16 protein-coding genes and 1 riboswitch are annotated in these 17,140 nt (G+C 68.6%); of the genes, 7 read left to right on the top strand and 9 right to left on the bottom strand.

The features are described from left to right. Positions 1-27 precede the first annotated feature (27 nt). Both IHE47_RS15235 and IHE47_RS15230 read right to left on the bottom strand, forming a co-directional pair. Entirely contained in the window at positions 28-3,612 is a 3,585-nt protein-coding gene (locus IHE47_RS15235) for a M1 family aminopeptidase (protein WP_192107407.1), read from the bottom strand. 14 nt (positions 3,613-3,626) lie between these two features. Further along, positions 3,627-4,511 carry an ABC transporter ATP-binding protein gene (locus IHE47_RS15230; RefSeq protein WP_192107406.1) on the bottom strand — a complete coding sequence of 295 codons (885 nt, stop codon included), beginning with the start codon at positions 4,509-4,511 and terminating at the stop codon, positions 3,627-3,629. Between the two features lie 228 nt (positions 4,512-4,739). Between IHE47_RS15230 and aceF the strand changes: the two genes are divergently transcribed. Both aceF and lpdA read left to right on the top strand, forming a co-directional pair. Continuing rightward, entirely contained in the window at positions 4,740-6,422 is a 1,683-nt protein-coding gene (gene aceF / locus IHE47_RS15225; RefSeq protein WP_192107404.1) for a dihydrolipoyllysine-residue acetyltransferase, read from the top strand. 108 nt (positions 6,423-6,530) lie between these two features. Further along, on the top strand, positions 6,531-8,366 hold the full coding sequence (gene lpdA / locus IHE47_RS15220) for a dihydrolipoyl dehydrogenase (protein WP_192107402.1): 1,836 nt from the start codon (positions 6,531-6,533) through the stop codon (positions 8,364-8,366). A gap of 54 nt (positions 8,367-8,420) precedes the next feature. Here the strand turns inward: lpdA and IHE47_RS15215 are convergent, their stop codons facing one another. The 4 genes from IHE47_RS15215 to IHE47_RS15200 form a co-directional block, all read right to left on the bottom strand. Continuing rightward, positions 8,421-9,116 (bottom strand): hypothetical protein, encoded by a 696-nt coding sequence (locus IHE47_RS15215; protein ID WP_192107400.1) that lies wholly within the window; start codon positions 9,114-9,116, stop codon positions 8,421-8,423. 92 nt (positions 9,117-9,208) lie between these two features. Continuing rightward, positions 9,209-9,892, bottom strand: a complete 684-nt coding sequence (locus tag IHE47_RS15210) for a hypothetical protein (protein WP_192107398.1) — start codon at positions 9,890-9,892, stop codon at positions 9,209-9,211. 60 nt (positions 9,893-9,952) lie between these two features. After that, a complete protein-coding gene (locus IHE47_RS15205) occupies positions 9,953-10,420 on the bottom strand; it encodes a hypothetical protein (protein ID WP_192107396.1) in 468 nt (155 codons plus the stop codon). Continuing rightward, positions 10,417-10,998, bottom strand: coding sequence for a sigma-70 family RNA polymerase sigma factor (locus IHE47_RS15200; RefSeq protein ID WP_192107394.1), 582 nt, complete (start codon positions 10,996-10,998; stop codon positions 10,417-10,419). Before IHE47_RS15200 ends, IHE47_RS15205 begins: the two co-directional genes overlap by 4 nt. Positions 10,999-11,120: 122 nt before the next feature. Between IHE47_RS15200 and IHE47_RS15195 the strand changes: the two genes are divergently transcribed. The 5 genes from IHE47_RS15195 (at position 11,121) to IHE47_RS15175 (ending at position 14,549) form a co-directional block, all read left to right on the top strand. Next, positions 11,121-11,447: a DUF6249 domain-containing protein gene (locus tag IHE47_RS15195; RefSeq protein ID WP_192107392.1), complete on the top strand. Its 327-nt coding sequence runs from the start codon at positions 11,121-11,123 to the stop codon at positions 11,445-11,447. A gap of 188 nt (positions 11,448-11,635) precedes the next feature. Next, positions 11,636-12,598, top strand: a complete 963-nt coding sequence (locus tag IHE47_RS15190) for an ATP-binding cassette domain-containing protein (RefSeq protein ID WP_192107391.1) — start codon at positions 11,636-11,638, stop codon at positions 12,596-12,598. Then, entirely contained in the window at positions 12,595-13,911 is a 1,317-nt protein-coding gene (locus IHE47_RS15185; protein WP_192107389.1) for an ABC transporter permease, read from the top strand. Before IHE47_RS15190 ends, IHE47_RS15185 begins: the two co-directional genes overlap by 4 nt. 36 nt (positions 13,912-13,947) lie before the next feature. Continuing rightward, the gene (locus IHE47_RS15180) at positions 13,948-14,205 is read left to right on the top strand and encodes a hypothetical protein (protein WP_192107388.1); all 258 of its coding nucleotides are present in this window, start codon (positions 13,948-13,950) and stop codon (positions 14,203-14,205) included. 68 nt (positions 14,206-14,273) lie between these two features. Next, on the top strand, positions 14,274-14,549 hold the full coding sequence (locus IHE47_RS15175) for a hypothetical protein (RefSeq protein ID WP_192107386.1): 276 nt from the start codon (positions 14,274-14,276) through the stop codon (positions 14,547-14,549). Positions 14,550-14,591: 42 nt separating this feature from the next. Here the strand turns inward: IHE47_RS15175 and dinB are convergent, their stop codons facing one another. From dinB to IHE47_RS15160, 3 genes are all read right to left on the bottom strand, one after another. Next, a complete protein-coding gene (gene dinB / locus IHE47_RS15170) occupies positions 14,592-15,674 on the bottom strand; it encodes a DNA polymerase IV (RefSeq protein WP_192107384.1) in 1,083 nt (360 codons plus the stop codon). A gap of 80 nt (positions 15,675-15,754) precedes the next feature. Beyond that, positions 15,755-16,105, bottom strand: coding sequence for a gamma-glutamylcyclotransferase family protein (locus IHE47_RS15165; protein WP_192107379.1), 351 nt, complete (start codon positions 16,103-16,105; stop codon positions 15,755-15,757). Then, entirely contained in the window at positions 16,105-17,010 is a 906-nt protein-coding gene (locus tag IHE47_RS15160) for a hypothetical protein (protein ID WP_192107377.1), read from the bottom strand. Before IHE47_RS15160 ends, IHE47_RS15165 begins: the two co-directional genes overlap by 1 nt. Before the next feature lie 11 nt (positions 17,011-17,021). After that, positions 17,022-17,097, bottom strand: a riboswitch (S-adenosyl-L-homocysteine riboswitch). Positions 17,098-17,140: the final 43 nt, after the last annotated feature.

The following is a 17,140-nucleotide window of genomic DNA, read 5'->3' as shown; positions in this document are numbered from 1 at the left end:
TTGAACAGGCTCTGAGCCCGCCAGGCTTTACTGCATCGTCACCGGCTTGCGGTTGTCGTCCGGCACCCGGTCGACCAGCTCGTTGTACGGATCGATGCCGGCCATCGCGGGCTTGCCGTCCACGGTCACCGTGATGGTGCTGTCGCCGTCGGGCAGCATGCGCTTCTCCAGGTACAGCGGCTTGCCGTCCTTGCCGTCGCCGGGCGAGGCGGCGAACACGCCGATGGCGATTGGGATGTCCGGCGCGGCAGCGACTTCCTTGCCCTTGCCATCGGCATGGACCATGCCGGCGTGCACCTTCATCGTCACCTCGTATCTGCCGTCGGGGAGCTTCTTCGCGGTGGCGCCGAGCATGCGGTCGTCGAACAGGGTGATCTTCCAGAAGAAGTCGTCGAGCAGCGGTTGCCATGGCGACCCCAGCCCGGCGGACAGCGCACCCATGAATTCCTTCGAGGTGGTGTAGGGCGGCTGCTGGAAGCCCTTGTCGACTAGGAACTGCTTGAGGATGGCGTCGAGCTTGTCCTCGCCCACGTAGTCCTGCAGCGCATAGAAGATCACCGAGCCCTTGTTGTAGTGGATGTACTGCTCGTTCTCCACCTTCGCCAGCGGCTCCTCGGCCACCTTGTCGGTGCCGCGGCCGGCCAGGTACTTGTCCAGCTCGTACTTGAGGAACTTGCGCATCTGGTCGGCGCCGTATTTGTGCTTCATCACCATCAGCGCGCTGTATTGCGCCAGCGATTCGCTCAGCATGGTCGAGCCCTGCATGTCCGCGCCGATCACGCGGTGCGCCCACCACTGGTGCGCCACTTCGTGCGCGGTCACGTAGTACACGTAGTCGATCTGGCTGGGGTCGCGCAGGTCGGCGATGAAGCCGATCGATTCCGAGAACGGGATGGTGTTGGCGAAGCTCTGCGCGAACGAGGCGTAGCCGGGGAACTCCACGATGCGCAGCTGCCTGAACTGGTAGGGCGTGTAGTGGGCGTCGTAGTAGTCAAGCGAGTCCTTCACGCTGGCGATCATGCGGTCCACGTTCCAGGCGTGGTCGGGGTTGTAGTAGACCGAGATGGCCACGCCCTTCCAGTCCACGGTCTTCACCGCGTAGCGCGCGGACAGGTACGCGTAGAACGGCAGCATCGGCTGCTGCATCGTGTAGTGGAAGTAGCGGCGGTCGCCCTGCGTCCATTCCTTCACCAGCGTGCCGGGGGCCAGCGCGATCTGGTCGGCGGCGGTGGAGACGGTGGTGTCGAAAGCTATCCAGTCCGCGTCGTTGGCGATGTAGGTGTTGGCGCGCGCCTTTTCGTCGCCCAGCGGCGGCATGCGCGGTACGTTGGGCTTCAGGCCATACTTCCGGCGGTCGTTGCGGTCGGTGAGCTGCCCATCGGTCTGGTAGCCGAAGTGCGGCAGCACCGCGCTGTTGAAGAAGCTGCCGTTGTGCACCAGGAAGGTCTCCCCGGTGCCGTTGGTGAAGCCTCCGGGGGCGTAGTCGAGGTCGAAGTCGAACGGCATCGATGCGCCGGGCGCCAGCGGCGTCCTGAGCTTGTAGATGGCCACGCCGAGGCGGTGGTCGAAGCTCGTCGTGTCGTGCGGCGCGAACGCGAGCGTCTTCGGCTCGAAGCCGTCGGCGTAGTTCACCAGCAGCTCGGTCACCGGCACGTCGTGCTTGTTGACCAGGGTGTAGTGCGCATGGATATGCAGTTGCCGCCGGTACGGGTGGATGTCCACCTCGGCCTTCACCGCGGTGATGCGCGGTTGCGGCAGGTCGGCGTACTTCGCGTACTGCTTCTCGTAGTCGGCGTGCTCGCGCTGCCGCGCGGTGCCGTTCTGGTAGTGGTTGAGCACGTTGGTGTTGTAGAAGATCCAGCCGCCGAGGCCGGCGAAACCCAGCAGCGAGCAGGCCAGGACCACTGCCAGGGCCGGGTGCAGGCGCGCGCGGGCCTCGCGCAGCCGCTCCGCCCAGCCGGTCCCGGTGCCGCGCACCCACAGCAGCGCGGCCAGCACCAGCAGCGCCAGCGCCAGGCAGGCCCAGTAGGCGTAGAACCACAGTGCGCCGACCAGGAAATGGCCGAAGCCGTTCAGGTCCGAATACGGCACGTCGGGCGCGCTGGCGTAGTTGTACAGGTTGTGGTCCCAGTGCAGCCACGGCAGGGCGAGCTGGCTGACGAACCAGACGATCACCAGCAGGTAGCCCACGTAGCGGTTGTTGGTGGCCACCTGCAGGAACAGCGCCAGCACCGCCAGCAGCACCAGCGGAATCGCCTGCAGCGCCAGCGTGCCGAGATAAAGCCCGGGCTCGATGTGCGTGTAGCCGTGGCCCAGCTGCCAGCCGATGCCGAACACCGCGCCGGCGAGCATGTACAGCGCGATCACCGCCAGCAGCGCGCCCAGCTTGGCGGCCAGCGCGATCCAGTCGGGCAGCGGGAACGCGTCGCTCACCTCGGCGCTGTGCTGGCTGCGCTCGCGCCACACCAGTTCGCCGGCGTAGAACATCACGATCACGTACAGCAGCCAGTGCGTGCCGCCGACGACCATGTCCAGCACGCTGTGCGTCACCGGGTAGGTGGCGGTGCCGTAGATGCGCCCGCTCAGCGCCAGCGCGAACGCCAGGTTGACCAGGCCGAACACCACCATCACCAGGAACGGCACGCCGCGCAGCACGCTGCATGTCTCGAACGTCGTCAGTTGCCGCAGCTGGACCAGTCGTGCGCGCCAGTTGCTGGCCAGTCGCACCTTGGGCAGGTCCATCGAACTGGCCATGAAGGCGGGGCGCAGCATCGGCGGTTCGGCGCGTTTCGCGCGGCGGCGCAGCCGGATGCCCTCGCGGTCCGTGCGGAACAGCGCGAACGCGGTGCCGGCCAGCACCGCGGAGACGCCGACCCACAGCAGCCGGTTGAACAGCAGCAGGCCATCCAGCGATGGCAACTGGTGGTTGGTCTGCTCCGGCGCCCAGTAGCGCGTGACGATCTGCAGCGTGCGGCTGCCGAACGGATCGAGGATGGCCGCCAGCGTGTAGTGGTTCACGTCCTGCGTGAGCAGCCGGGCGATGGACAGCAGCACGATGAAGGCGATGACGCCGATCAGCGTGGCCAGCAGCGAACGCGTGGCGGTGGCGAGCAGGAACAGCGCCGCGGCGATGAACAGCAGGTTGGGCAGCACCAGCACGCCGAACCCCCACGCGTAGCCGCGCCAGTCCGGCGGGCCCAGCCGTGCCGCGTCGATCCACGGCATGCTGCCGCCCGCGGCCAGCGCCAGCGCGCACAGCAGCATGATCGCCGCCATCACCAGCAGGCCCGCGGCGAAACGCCCGCCCAGGTAGTCGCGCTTGCGCAGCGGCGTGGAGAACACCAGCTCGGCGGTGCCGAGGTCGAAATCGCGCAGCGCGGCGCCAGCCACGAAGGCGGCGGCCAACAGCATGCACAGCGGCGCGAGCGCGTTGAGCAGGCGCACGATCACCAGCGGGGCGTTGCGCAGCACGTTGCCGCTGGCGCCTCCCGCCATCACCGCGTCGGTGCAGGTGAGCACGAAGGCCAGCGCCGCAAACACCGCGGCGATGATCCAGAACAGCGGCGCCTTCAGCTGCTGGCGCAGTTCGAAGCGGAGGATCTCGAAGAACATGGCGGGTCCGTCCGTCAGGCCGCGCGGGTGGTGGCCTGCGCGCGCAGGCGGCCGAAGTAGACGTCTTCCAGGTCCGGCGCCACCGGTTCGAAGCCCGCCTCGGGCCGTTCGTCGGCCAGCACGTGCAGCAGGGTGCGGCCGCCGGCGAGGCGGGTGGAGAGGATGTTCATGCGGGCGCGGTAGCCGTCCAGCTCGGCCTTGTCGATGCTGCGCCGCCAGACCCTGCCCTCCAGCGCACGGATCGCCTCGAGCGGCTCGCCGGCGAGCAGCACCTGGCCCTGGCCGATGATGGCCATGCGCTGGCAGAGGTCGGTGACGTCCTCGACGATGTGGGTGGAGAGGATCACCACCACGCGCTCGCCGATCTCGGCCAGCAGGTTCAGGAAGCGGTTGCGTTCCTCCGGATCGAGGCCGGCGGTGGGCTCGTCCACGATCACCAGCCGCGGGTCGCCGATCAGCGCCTGGGCGATGCCGAAGCGCTGGCGCATGCCGCCGGAATAGGTGCCCAGCTTGCGCCGGCGCACGTCCCACAGGTTCACCTGGCGCAGCAGCGCCTCCACCAGCTCGCGCCGCTCGCCCCGGGCGGTGACGCCCTTGAGCACCGCGAAGTGGTCCAGCATCGCCTCCGCGGAAACCTTCGGGTACACGCCGAATTCCTGCGGCAGGTAGCCGAGCAGGCGGCGGGTGGCCTCCTTGTCGGCCAGCAGGTCCAGCCCGTCCAGCCGGATGCTGCCTTCGTCCGGCTCCTGCAGGGTGGCGATGGTGCGCATCAGCGAGGACTTGCCCGCGCCGTTCGGCCCCAGCAGGCCGAACATGCCGTTGGGGATCTCCAGCGAGATGTCGCGCAGCGCGCGCACGCCGTTGGCGTAGGTCTTGGACAGGTGGCTGATGCTGAGCATTGGGTGGCCTGGTTCCATGGGCTGGCCAGTGCAGTGTGGGCCAGCCGGGCGGGGCCGTGCATGGGCTGCAGGTCACGGGGGAGGGCGCTCGCGCATTGCATACGTATGCGCATGTGCGGGCGCGGCGAAAGTAGTGCTTCCGCCGGATGCCTCGTTCGCTATCATGCAAGTCTTGCGGCCGCTTCCTGTCCCCCTCGCGGTCTGCCTTCGCCATCCCCAGGAGACACCATGGCCATCCAAGAAGCCCGCGTACCCGACATCGGCGGCCACGACAACGTGCCGGTGATCGAGGTGCTGATCAAACCCGGCGACCGCGTGGAGAAGGAGCAGAGCCTGATCACGCTGGAATCGGACAAGGCCACCATGGAAGTGCCGGCGCCGTTCGCGGGCATCGTGAAGGAAGTGAAGGTGAAGCTGGGGCAGGAGGTTTCCGAGGGTGCGGTGATCGCGCTGATCGAGGCCGAGGGCGCCGCCGCTGCGCCCGCCCCTTCGCCTGCGCCCGCTCCGCAGCCGGCCGCTGCAGCCAGCCCCGCCCCGGCCGCCGCCGTATCCGCGCCTGCGCCCCAGGCCGCCGCAAGTGGTGGCGTGCGCGAAGCGCGCGTGCCCGACATCGGCGGCCACAGCGGCGTGCCGGTGATCGAGGTGCTGGTGAAGGTGGGCGACCACGTCGCCAAGGACCAGGGCCTGGTCACGCTGGAATCGGACAAGGCCACGATGGAAGTCCCCGCGCCGTTCGCCGGCGTGGTCAAGGAAATGAAGCTGAAGCTGGGCGACGAGGTTTCCGAAGGCGCGCTGATCGCGTTGATCGAGGCCGAAGGCGCTGCTGCCCCGGCACCCGCGGCACCGGCTCCCGTGCCCGCTCCGACCCCGAAGGCGGAAGAAAAGCCCGCGCCGCAGGGCGGCCGCAGCGTGCTGCCCGGCAACCCGCCGGAAGGCGACGTGCCGCCGCAGGTGCGTCCGCCGTTCGACGCCAACATCGTGATGCCGGGCGATGCGCCCTACGCCAGCCCCGCGGTGCGCGCCTTCGCGCGCGAGCTGGGCGTGGACATCCAGCAAGTGAAGGGCAGCGCGCGCGGCGGCCGCATCGTGCGCGAGGACATCAGTGCCTATGTCAAGCACGCGCTGGCCTCGGGCGCGCGGCCGGTGCAGGGCGGCGCGGCCGTCGCCGGCGGCGGCGGGCTCAACCTGCTGCCGTGGCCGAAGGTGGACTTCAGCAAGTTCGGCGCGGTCGAGGAGAAGCCGCTTTCGCGCATCCAGAAGATCTCCGGCGCCAACCTCGCGCGCAACTGGGCGATGATCCCGCACGTCACCCAGCACGAGGACGCCGACATCACCGAGCTGGAAGCCTTCCGCAAGAAGCTCGGCGAGGAGAACAAGGACCTCAAGATCACCCCGCTGGTGTTCCAGATGAAGGCGGTGGTGGCGGCGCTGAAGGAGTTCCCGCAGTTCAACGCCTCGCTGGACGAGACCGGCGAGAAGCTGATCCTCAAGAAGTACTACCACGTCGGCATCGCGGTGGACACGCCGGACGGCCTGGTGGTGCCGGTGATCCGCGACGTCGACAAGAAGGGCCTGCTCGACCTCGCCCGCGAGCTGGGCGAGATCTCCAAGAAGGCGCGCGACAAGAAGCTGGGGCCGAACGACATGTCCGGCGGCTGCTTCTCGATCAGCTCGCTGGGCGGCATCGGCGGCACCAGCTTCACGCCGATCGTCAACGCGCCGGAAGTGGCGATCCTCGGCGTCTCCAAGTCGGCGATCAAGCCGGTGTGGAACGGCAAGGAATTCGCGCCGCGGCTGATCCTGCCGCTGTCGCTCTCCTACGACCACCGCGTGATCGACGGCGCGCTCGCCGCCCGCTTCGCCGCCTTCGTGGCCAAGCAGCTTGGCGACATTCGCCGGCTCTTGCTCTGACTTTCATCCCCTCTCCCCCGTCAACAGATTGGTGAACGGGGGAGAGGGTTGGGGTGAGGGGCTGCCCTTGGCGCCACCTCCCACGCCTCCCAGATTCAAGGATTCCCCATGGCGAACACGATAGAAATCAAGGTTCCCGACATCGGCGGCCACGACAACGTGCCGGTGATCGAGGTGCTGGTGAAGCCCGGCGACACGGTGGCGAAGGAACAAAGCCTCATCACGCTGGAATCGGACAAGGCGACCATGGAGATTCCCTCCAGCGCCGCCGGCGTGGTGAAGGAAATGAAGGTCAAGCTCGGCGACGAAGTGTCCGAGGGCGCGGTGATCCTGGTCCTCGAAACCGCCGATGCTGCACCTCCCCCTGCGAAGGCCGATGCCTCGCTCCCCTCTCCCTCCGGGAGAGGGGCCGGGGGTGAGGGTTCGGTCTCGCCGGGCGCTTCCGCAAGCCCCGCTCCCTCTCCCCAACCCTCTCCCCAGCGGGGAGAGGGGGCAAACGCGCCGCAAGCGGCAGCTTCCACTGGAAAAGCGGCCGACATCGAGTGCCAGCTAGTCGTCCTCGGCTCCGGCCCCGGCGGCTACTCCGCCGCGTTCCGCGCCGCCGACCTCGGCCTCGACACCGTGCTGGTGGAGCGCTACGACACGCTGGGCGGCGTCTGCCTCAACGTGGGCTGCATCCCGTCCAAGGCGCTGCTGCATGCCGCCGCGGTGATCGACGAGGCGGAAGCCATGGCCGCGCACGGCGTCACTTTCGGCAAGCCCAAGCTCGACATAGCCAAGCTGCGCGACTTCAAGGCCAGCGTGGTGGGCCAGCTCACCAAGGGCCTCGCCGGCATGGCGAAGCAGCGCAAGGTGCGCACCGTGGTCGGCACGGGCAGCTTCGTGTCGCCGCACGAGATGGAAGTCCAGACGGCCGAAGGCGTGAAGCTCGTCCGCTTCGCGCAGGCGATCATCGCCGCCGGCTCGCAGTCGGTGAAGCTGCCCGCGTTCCCGTGGGACGACGAGCGCGTGATGGATTCCACCGGCGCGCTGGAGATGAAGGACGTGCCCGGCAAGCTGCTGGTCGTCGGCGGCGGAATCATCGGCCTGGAAATGGCCACGGTGTATGCCGCGCTAGGCAGCGAAGTGACCGTGGTCGAGTTCATGGACCAGATCATCCCAGGCGCCGATGCCGATCTCGTCAAGCCGCTGGCCAAGCGCCTCGGCGGCAAGCTCAAGGGCATCCACCTCAAGACCAAGGTGACCGAGGCCAAGGCCGGCAAGAAGGGCATCGAGGTCAAGTACGAAGGCGAGAGCATCCCCGAGACCAGCGTGTTCGACCGCGTGCTGGTGGCGGTGGGCCGCTCGCCCAACGGCAACAAGATCGGCGCGGACAAGGCCGGCGTGGCGGTGACCGACCGCGGCTTCATCAACGTGGACACGCAGCTGCGTACCAACGTGCCGCACATCTTCGCGATCGGCGACATCGTCGGCCAGCCGATGCTGGCGCACAAGGCGGTGCACGAGGCGCACGTGGCGGCGGAAGTCGCGGCGGGCCACAAGGCGCATTTCGATGCACGCGTGATCCCGTCGGTGGCCTTCACCAATCCCGAAGTGGCCTGGGTGGGCGTCACCGAGCGCGAGGCCAAGGAGAAGGGCCTCAAGGTCGGCGTGGGCAAGTTCCCGTGGGCGGCCTCCGGCCGTGCCATCGGCATCGCGCGCACCGAGGGTTTCACCAAGCTGATCTTCGACGAGGCAACCCACCGCATCGTGGGCGGCGCGGTGGTCGGCGTGAATGCGGGCGACCTGATTTCCGAAATCGCGCTGGCCGTGGAGATGGGTGCCGAAGCCGCCGACATCGCGCTCACCGTGCACCCGCATCCGACGCTGGGCGAATCGGTGGGCATGGCGGCCGAGGTCTTCGAGGGCACCATCACCGACCTCTACATCCCGAAGAAGAAGTAGGACCACGCTCCTGCGCAAAAAGCCCGGCTCCGGCCGGGCTTCTTGCGTGGTTCCTCAATGTGCTGCGGCAGGCATGCCGGAGTCGGGTGCCAGATCCGGAACCACCGCATGGATCCGCTGCGCGAGTGCCTGCAGGCCGTGCGTGGCTTCGCTGGCGACGCCGCACATCTGGTTGACGACATGCAGCAGGTCGCGTGGCTGGTAGTCGCCGGTACGTACGTCGAGGAGGACGTTCTGCATTTGCGGGCCGTCGAAGATGGATGGCACATCCATGAATATCAGCCGGGTGCTTGCTTCCTGTGCGGCATAGACCGCTGAATAACTGCGCAGGCGGTCGACCGCGATCCAGCCCGCCGACTGGTTGGCCACGGTCACGTCCCACGCCTCGCGGCGCAGCACTGGCCAGCGCCAGTCCAGATCGATGCCTTCGGGTGCCAGCTGATGGATGTGCTGCTGGATGGTGTCTGGCGCGGCATGCGATGCCACGTCCGCCTGCAGCTGGTCGCGCAGCTTTTCCAGGAACTGCATGCGGGCGTTGTCGTGGGCGATGTCGGTGTCGATGTCGGCCAGGTTCTGCCGGATCTCGGTTTCGATCTGCGCACTGGCCGTGGCCGCCGCGTGCGCGTGGTGCATGTGCTCGATCCATGCTTCCAGCCCCAGCGCGGTGAGGATGCTGAGCACGATCATCAGGTAGTGCTTGGCGAAATCCCTGAAGGACGCCAGGCGGCTCTCCATCGGTTCGATGTGCATGGGTTCTCCGGCGCGGACTTGGTCGACTGTGAAGCGTAACGGATTGCCCGAAGGGGTTGCCGCGCGCGACATGCCCGGGGCCTGCGGTGCGTTCAGTCGTGCGCGCCGCTCTCCGCTTCCTTGCCGAGCGCGTCGACGAGATGGCTTTCCAGTTGCTGGAGATGCGACTGGGTTTCCATCGAAGTGTGCAGCATCTGCCGCACGGTGCCGGCGAACTCCAGCGGGTCGACGGGCGCGCCGAAGTCGATGCGCGTGCGCAGCCGTTCCATGGCCGGTACGTCGAGCAGGGCGATGCCGTCGTGCGAGACCCAGTTCGAGGTTTCGCGCAGGTCGGCGTAGGCCTGGGAATAGCGGCGTAGCCGCGCATCATCGATCCAGCTGGCCGACTGGTTGGCTACGGCCACATCCCAGGATTGCGAGGAGAAAGTCGGCCAGTTGATGCTGAGCTGGAAGGCATTCTTCTGCGTCTGGATGTGCTGATTGATCGTCGCGGCAGGCAGGTTGCCGCGGATGTCCCCGCTGACTGTCGCGTCGAGCTGCTGCAACGGGGTGATCAGCCGGTCGTTGGTCTTGATCGATTTGCGTATATCCGCCAGGTTCGCCAGCAGTTCGGTGCGGATGTGCTGGCTGGCTTCCTCGGCTGCACGCGCGTGGTGCGCGTGCTCGATCCATGCCTCCAGCCCCAGCGCGGTGAGGATGCTGAGCACGATCATCAGGTAGTGCTTGGCGAAATCCCTGAAGGACGCCAGGCGGCTCTCCATCGGTTCGATGTGCATGGGTTCTCCGGCGCGAGGGTGGTCGGCTATGGCCATGAAGCGTAGCCGATCATCCGGCGCTCAGCCGGTCGCGGCGTGCCTCGGCTTTTGCCACAACCCCAGCAGCCACGACACGCCCAGGCAACTGCCCAGCGCCAGTATCCAGCTCGTCGCGGGTGCGCCGGATGCAGGCAGCAGTTGGCGGAACGCGGGCAGCCAGGCACTGCCATAGTCGGCAACCACCACGCCGGCCGCCACGGCCAGGGCGGCGACGAGCGCGCCCATCAGCACGAATTCGATGCGCGAATCATCGGCTCCGCCACGGGCCGGCGCAGCGGCGACCCGCGCCGCCATCTGCCGCGCGAAGTCGTCCGGCAATGCCGATGGCACGGGTTCGCGCAATGCACGCGCCAGCATGCGGTAACGGCGCACGCGTTCGTCGCCGTTCGAGGGGTCGAGGCCAAGGCGCTCCGCGTGCAGCGCGCGCTCCTGCGCCTGCCATTCGCGCTCCTGCGCGGGGTTGTTGAAGGGAGGGATGTCGTGGTTCATGCCGCAACTCCTGTCCGGTTTTCCAGCGCCTCGCGCAGGCGCAGGCGTGAGCGGAACAAGTGGCTCTTGATGGTACCCCCGGCCAGCCCGGTGATGCGGGCGATCTCGGGTATGGGCAGTTCGTCGAGGTAGTACAGGGTGAGCACGGTGCGCTGCAAGGGCGGCAGCGCGTCGATGGCTTCGTGCAGGTGGCGCCGGGTTTCCTCGCCCACGCAGGCGGCTTCGAGGTCGAAGCCGTCGCCGATGTTTTCCAGCAGCGCGTTGCCTTCGTCGTCGTCCTGCGGTTCGACCAGCGGGATGCGCTTGTGCTGCAGGTGGCGCAGGGCGATGGTGTAGGCCACGCGGCCGATCCAGGATTTCAGCGCGCTCTCGCCGCGGTACTGGTGCAGGCACTGGTGCACACGCAGGAAGGTGTCCTGGCACAGCTCGCGCGCGTCCTCGGGGTTGCGCACCATGCGCTGGATGATGTGCCAGCACAGGCCCTGGTACTCGCGCACGAGGCGCTCGAACGCGCCGGGCCGGTTGGCCAATACGGCGTCGACCAGGGCGAGGTCCGGGTTGTCGGGGCTGCCTTCCATCCTGCAAGGGATACGCGCACCGCCGGGACGGTTGCAAGTGGCTGGCTGCAACCGTCGCGCAGGTGACCGTATCCATGCTTCCGACAGCCAGGCATTCCGCCGACGCTTCCAAGGAGAACCCCATGAATTTCGGCGACTTCATCCCGATCAGCCTGTTCATCTGCATCGCCTACGCGATCAAGGTCTGCGTGGACGCGATGGTGCGCAAACGCATGGTGGCCACGGGCGGTTCGGCCGAATTGGTCGCCTCGGTGCTGCGCGACGAGGAGCTGCGCCGCCGCCATTCCTCGCTGCGCTGGGGCATCGTGCTGCTGTCGGTGGCGCTGGGCTTCGGCCTGATCCAGTGGTTCGGCTGGCAGGAGATCACACCCGGCCTGGTGGCCGTGCTGGCAGGCGCCACCGGCCTCGGCAACCTGGTGTTCTTCGCGGTGTCGCGCAAGCTCGGCTGAAACCGCTGCGGGGCGGGCAGCGCCGCATCGCCGGCATGCCCGCGTGGGCCGCGCGCGGGATGGGCGCGCGGCCCCCTGCCCGCCACGCCGCGGGCGAGCGTGACCAAGGGCAGGGTGGTTCTCCGCCGGTGCCATGCTAAGTTGGGCGGCGACGGGTCGGGGAGACCCGCGAACAGGGAGCAGCACACGTGTCCACGCCCAGCGTCAGCGTCGAATCGGTGACCAAGCGGTTCGCCGGCCATACCGCGGTGAGCGATCTGTCGTTGCAGGTGCCGTCCGGCGGCATCTACGGCCTGCTCGGCCCCAACGGCGCCGGCAAGTCCACCACCATCCGCCTCATCATGAGCATCCTGCAGCCGGACGAGGGGCGCATCGCGCTGTTCGGCGACGGCCGCAACAGCCGCGACCTGTCGGCGCGCATCGGCTACCTGCCCGAGGAGCGCGGCCTGTACAAGAAGATGAAGGTGCTCGACCACCTGGTGTTCCTGGGCGAGGTGAAGGGCATCGCGCGCAATGATGCGCGGCAGCGCGCGCAGGCGTGGCTGGAGCGCCTCGAGATCGCCGGCTGGGCGCAGAAGAAGGTGGAGGATCTCTCCAAGGGCATGCAGCAGAAGGTGCAGTTCGCCGGCTCGCTGCTGCACGAGCCGGAGCTGGTGATCCTGGACGAGCCGTTCTCCGGCCTCGACCCGATCAACGCGCAGGCGATGAAGGACATCGTGGTGGAGATCGCCGCCGGCGGCCGCACCGTGCTGTTCTCCACCCACGTGATGGAGCAGGCCGAGCGCATGTGCGACCGCGTGGCGATCATCGCGCGCGGCAAGCTGGTGGTGAACGGCACCGTGGCGCAGGTGAAGGCCGACTTCGGCGGCCGCCACGTGGCGCTGGGCTTCGCCCACGACCGCCACCAGGCCGATGCGATCCTCGCCGACCCGCGCCTGGTGGCGCGGCTGGACGACTACGGCGCCAGCGCCGAGCTGAAGATGGCCGACGGCGCCGATCCCGGGCAGTTGCTCGCCGCGCTGGTCGGCGCCGGCGTGGGCCTGCGCCGCTTCGAGGTGGTGGAGCCTTCGCTGCACGCCATCTTCGTCGCCAAGGTCGGTGCCGACCCCGATGCCACTCCCTTGCCTGCCGTCGCCGGAGCCAGCGCATGAACAAGACCTTTGCCGTGATCCGCCGCGAGTACGTGGAGCGCGTGCGCACCAGGGCCTTCCTGATCTCCACCCTGCTGCTGCCGGTGTTCATGCTGGCGATGGCGGTGCTGCCCGTCCTGCTGATGAGCGGCGGCGACCACGGCAGCCGCGTGGCGGTGGTGGACGCCTCCGGCAGCGGCCTGGGCCAGCCGGTGGTGGCCGCGCTGGATGCCGCCACCTTCGACGACGGCAAGGCGGCCAGGCCGCGCTACGAGGCGACGCTGTTCCCCGCCGACGCCGCCAGCCTCGGCCAGGTGCGCGACGGCCTGATCGCCAAGGCCGGCTTCGCGAAGGGCAAGGGGCAGGACGGCTGGGACGGCGTGCTGGTACTCGACGCCGACACCCTGGCCAGCGGCAAGCTGCACTACTACGGCGACAACGTCAGCTCGCCGGATGGCATGAACCGGCTGCAGCGCGAAGTTTCCAAGGCACTGGCCGGCGTGCGCCTGGCGCATGCCGGCGTGGACCAGGCGCTGGTCACCAAGGCGATGGCGCCGGCGGACATGGACACCGCCAAGGTCACCGACGGCAAGCTCACCGGGCAAAGTGGCGAGGCTTCGTTCGCGCTGGCCTATGGGATGGGCTTCCTGCTCTACATCGCCATCATCACCTACGGCAGCCGCACCCTGGTCTCGGTGATCGAGGAAAAGAACTCGCGCATCATGGAAGTGCTCACCTCCTCGCTCACCCCGTTCCAGATGCTGATGGGCAAGGTGCTGGGTGTGGGGCTGGCCGGCCTGACCCAGATGGGGATCTGGGTGGGCACGGCCTTCGTGCTCGGCAGCCAGGGACCGCACCTGGCCGGCGCGTTCGGCATGGGCGCGGACGCCGCGGGCAAGTTCGTCATCCCCAGCATGCCGCCGGCGCTGCTGGTGGTGTTCCTGCTCTACTTCACGCTGGGCTTCCTGATCTACGGCTCGCTGTACGCGGCGATCGGCGCGATGTGCAACACCATCCAGGAGGCCCAGCAATACGCGGTCTTCGTCACGATGAGCATCCTCGTGGGCTTCATGTCGATGTTCGGCCTGATCAACGACCCCGCGGGCACGCTGGGCACCACGATGTCCTTCATCCCGCTGTTCGCCCCGTTCACCATGCCGGTGCGCTGGTCGATGACCGCGGTGCCGCCAATGCAACTGGCGCTGTCGCTGGGCCTGATGGTGGTGGGCCTGCTGGCCTGCGTGTGGCTGGCCGGGCGCATCTACCGCACCGGCATCCTGATGTACGGCAAGAAGCCGACCTGGGGCGAGCTGTGGCGGTGGATCCGGGCGTGAGGCAGGGATGCGTCGGAGCCCCATAGGGACATCACGATGATTCAACAGGTCTTCTTTGCCTTCCTCTGCTCGCTGGCGGCCGGGCTCGTGCTCATGCTTCTTGCAAGGCTCGGCCGCACCCGTTCCAATCCCGGGGCTGTCGCGGGAATCGTGCTGGGCATTCCGTTGGCCGTCGCAATCCAGCTGGGTGCGGGCCTGGAGCAACGCTGGCACCCGCTGGTGTCCGGTCTGTCGATCGGACTCTGTGGTGTCGTGTTCGGCTGGATTTGGCGTAGCCGCAAGAATGGGGCCTGACCAAGTGGAAGCGCGTACCGCACGCCGCTTGACTCAAACGTTGGCCATGGGGAAGCAGCAGTAGCACCATGAATCTACAGTCGGCGGAGTCCACCAGCGTCCTTGCCTGCAAGCTCAGCGCCGCTCTCGATGCCCAGCTGGCGAGCATCCGGCACGACTGCGCGCCCGAAGAATTCAAGCGGCAGCGTCGTCTGTTCGGGGCCGCAATGGCAGGCCTGCTCGACATCGCCAACGCCATCTATCGCGAGCATCCTGGCCTCAAGCCCACGCAAATGGGCGGTCCATACGTTCTGCCGGATCCTGTTCTTGCGCAAAGCGTCGCCCGGCTTCTTCGCGATGCCTAGCACTTCGTCGAGGCAGCTGCTGCGCGCCACCTGGCCCCGGCGTCACTCGAACAGTTCGTACTGCGCCACATACTGGTCGGCTTCCACGAACCCGGCCAGGCCCACGCCGACGAGGCGATAGAGCGCGTCGGCAGGGCGCTCCACCCGCTCGCGCAGCGCGCAGGCGATCTCGGCCAGCTCGTGTCCGGACGCCGGGCGCTGTGCAGGCGTGAGGCTGCGCGTGAGCGTGTGGAAATCCGCGGTTTTGAGCTTGAGCACCACGGTGCGCGCGATGCGGCCATCGTCGGCCTCGCGCTGGTGCGCGGCCCAGGTCTTTCCGGCGAGCCGGCGGATGTGCGGCTCCAGTTCGTCCAGCGTGAGGTCGTGCTCGAAGGTGTCCTCGGCGGACACCTGCAGGGTGGGGCGGTCGGGCGTCACCGGGTGCTCGTCGATGCCCAGTGACAGCTCGTGCAGGCGCCGGCCCCAGCGGCCGAAGCGTTGCTCCAGTTCCTCCGCCGCGAACGCGCGCAGCTCCCCCACGGTGGCCAGGCCCAGCGCGACGAGCTTGCCTTCCATCACCTTGCCCACGCCGGGCAGGCGGCCGATCGGCAGCGGCGCGAGGAAATCCAGCACCTCGCGCGGGCGCACCACGAACAGGCCGTCGGGCTTGCGGAAGTCCGAGGCGATCTTGGCGAGGAACTTGTTCGGCGCCACGCCGGCGGAAGCGGTGAGCTGCGTCTCCTCGCGGATCGCCGCGCGGATCGCCTCGGCGGTGGCGGTGGCCGAGGGCAGGCCGGTCTTGGTCGCGGTGACGTCGAGGTAGGCCTCGTCCAGCGACAGCGGTTCGACCAACTCGGTATGCCGCGCGAAGATCTCGCGCACCTGCCGCGACACCGCCTTGTAGCGCGCGAAGTCCGGCGGCACGAAGATCGCCTGCGGGCACAGCCGCTCCGCACGCACCGCCGGCATCGCCGAGCGCACGCCGAACTTGCGCGCCTCGTAGCTGGCAGCGCAGACCACCGAGCGCGCGCCCTTCCACGCCACCACCACCGGTTGCCCACGCAGCGCAGGGTCGTCGCGCTGCTCCACCGACGCGTAGAACGCGTCCATGTCGACGTGGAGGATCTTGCGGGAAGGCGTGGGCAAGGGGCGGGGATGGGCAGTGCGGGTGCGCGTGATTCTAGAACGCGCCGATACCGCCGCGCCGGCGGCACCGGCGCGGACCGTCACTCCGCGCGCACGTACATCCACGCCCGCAGGCCGGAGGCGAGCACCACGGCTGCGCGGCGGTAGTCGTCCACCTCGTAGGCGTCCGCCTGGGCCAGCTCCCGTGGCGTGAGGCGGAACACCACGCCGCGCACGAAGTCCGCCGGATCCGCGCTGGGCACCGCGATGGGATGCTGCGCGGCGCCACTGGTGGCGACGACCTGCGCGTTGCGGATCGCCAGCTGTTCGAGGCGATAGCCGGGCAGCGCGTCGGGCACGCCGTCGAGGCGGCGGCCGAAGATGGCGAGCTGGACCGCTTCGCTTTGCAGCGTGCCGTAGGAGAACAGCAACGCGTCGGCACGGACTTCCATCAGCTGCGCTCCAGCGTGCGTGGTGCGTTCGTGCGGCGCAGCGCCGCCAGCCGCGCGGCCACGAGATGCGCCAGGCGTTCGGCGGCATCGGGCCGCCCGGCAAGGAACAGCGACGGCTCGATCAGCTCCAGCTCCATCAGCAGGAAGCGGCCGTCCGCGACCACGCCGTCCACCCGCGCGTACACCGCCTCGCCCAGGTCCAGGCTGGCGCAGGTCGCCAGCACCTGCCGGGCCGCAGCCAGCGTGGCGGTCTCCGGTTCGGCGGCTTCGGTGCGGCCGCCGTGCTCGTTCTGCACGCGGTAGTCGCCCCGGGCCGGCCGCTTGACGACGGCGTGGCTGAACGTGCCGCCGAAGAACAGCAGCGACCATTCGCCCTGCTCGACCACCGCCGGCACGAAGGGTTGCAGCAGGTAATCGCCGGGCGGCAGTTCCCGCACGGCCTGCCCGAAGGCGGGATCGCCCACGGTGCCGCGCACCGTGCGCCACGCGCCGCCGCTGACGCTGGGCTTGACCACCATGTCGCGGCCTTCGGCTGCGGCCAGGGCTGCGCCCAGCCCGGCGTGCGCGACGAAGCGGGTGGGAATGGCCGGCACGCCCAGTGCTTCCAGCTGCGCCAGGTAGCGCTTGTCGCTGTTCCAGCGCAGCAGGCGGCTGTCGTTGATGGTGGGCACGCCCAGCGCGTCGAGCCGGTCCAGCCAATGCAGGAACTGCGCATGGTGCTTGAAGTAGTCCCAGACGGTGCGGATCAGCACGGCGTCGTGGCGCGACCAGTCCACGGCGGGGTCGTTCCACACGCAGGGCGTGGCGTGCACGCCGAGGCCCGCGAGCGTGGCGGCGAAATGCGCGTCGTCGGGGTGGATGCCCGGATGGTCGGCGTCGGTGGCAAGGGCAAGCTGAATGGACATGAGAACCCTCTGTGTCGAGGGCGCCCTTGTCTCGAAGATCGCGGGCCGAGCGTGGCGGATGGCTCCGTCGCAGCACCCCTCGGCGCGGACTGCGCGGCGTGGATCGCCGACGCAACAGGGAAGCGTCGCG

This window comes from Rhodanobacter sp. DHB23, assembly GCF_014842975.1.
GTDB lineage: Bacteria > Pseudomonadota > Gammaproteobacteria > Xanthomonadales > Rhodanobacteraceae > Rhodanobacter_A.
This window is presented reverse-complemented; position numbering and strand designations above follow the sequence as displayed.

Bases quoted from the DNA above. Each gene is read 5' to 3' on its own strand.
- IHE47_RS15180 (WP_192107388.1), top strand. From the start codon at position 13,948: ATGATTCAACAGGTCTTCTTTGCCTTCCTCTGCTCGCTGGCGGCCGGG.
- IHE47_RS15160 (WP_192107377.1), bottom strand. From the start codon at position 17,010: ATGTCCATTCAGCTTGCCCTTGCCACCGACGCCGACCATCCGGGCATC.
- IHE47_RS15200 (WP_192107394.1), bottom strand. From the start codon at position 10,998: ATGGAAGGCAGCCCCGACAACCCGGACCTCGCCCTGGTCGACGCCGTA.
- IHE47_RS15235 (WP_192107407.1), bottom strand. From the start codon at position 3,612: ATGTTCTTCGAGATCCTCCGCTTCGAACTGCGCCAGCAGCTGAAGGCG.
- IHE47_RS15230 (WP_192107406.1), bottom strand. From the start codon at position 4,511: ATGCTCAGCATCAGCCACCTGTCCAAGACCTACGCCAACGGCGTGCGC.
- lpdA (WP_192107402.1), top strand. From the start codon at position 6,531: ATGGCGAACACGATAGAAATCAAGGTTCCCGACATCGGCGGCCACGAC.
- IHE47_RS15165 (WP_192107379.1), bottom strand. From the start codon at position 16,105: ATGGAAGTCCGTGCCGACGCGTTGCTGTTCTCCTACGGCACGCTGCAA.
- IHE47_RS15215 (WP_192107400.1), bottom strand. From the start codon at position 9,116: ATGCACATCGAACCGATGGAGAGCCGCCTGGCGTCCTTCAGGGATTTC.
- IHE47_RS15175 (WP_192107386.1), top strand. From the start codon at position 14,274: ATGAATCTACAGTCGGCGGAGTCCACCAGCGTCCTTGCCTGCAAGCTC.
- IHE47_RS15210 (WP_192107398.1), bottom strand. From the start codon at position 9,892: ATGCACATCGAACCGATGGAGAGCCGCCTGGCGTCCTTCAGGGATTTC.
- IHE47_RS15205 (WP_192107396.1), bottom strand. From the start codon at position 10,420: ATGAACCACGACATCCCTCCCTTCAACAACCCCGCGCAGGAGCGCGAA.
- IHE47_RS15195 (WP_192107392.1), top strand. From the start codon at position 11,121: ATGAATTTCGGCGACTTCATCCCGATCAGCCTGTTCATCTGCATCGCC.
- IHE47_RS15185 (WP_192107389.1), top strand. From the start codon at position 12,595: ATGAACAAGACCTTTGCCGTGATCCGCCGCGAGTACGTGGAGCGCGTG.
- aceF (WP_192107404.1), top strand. From the start codon at position 4,740: ATGGCCATCCAAGAAGCCCGCGTACCCGACATCGGCGGCCACGACAAC.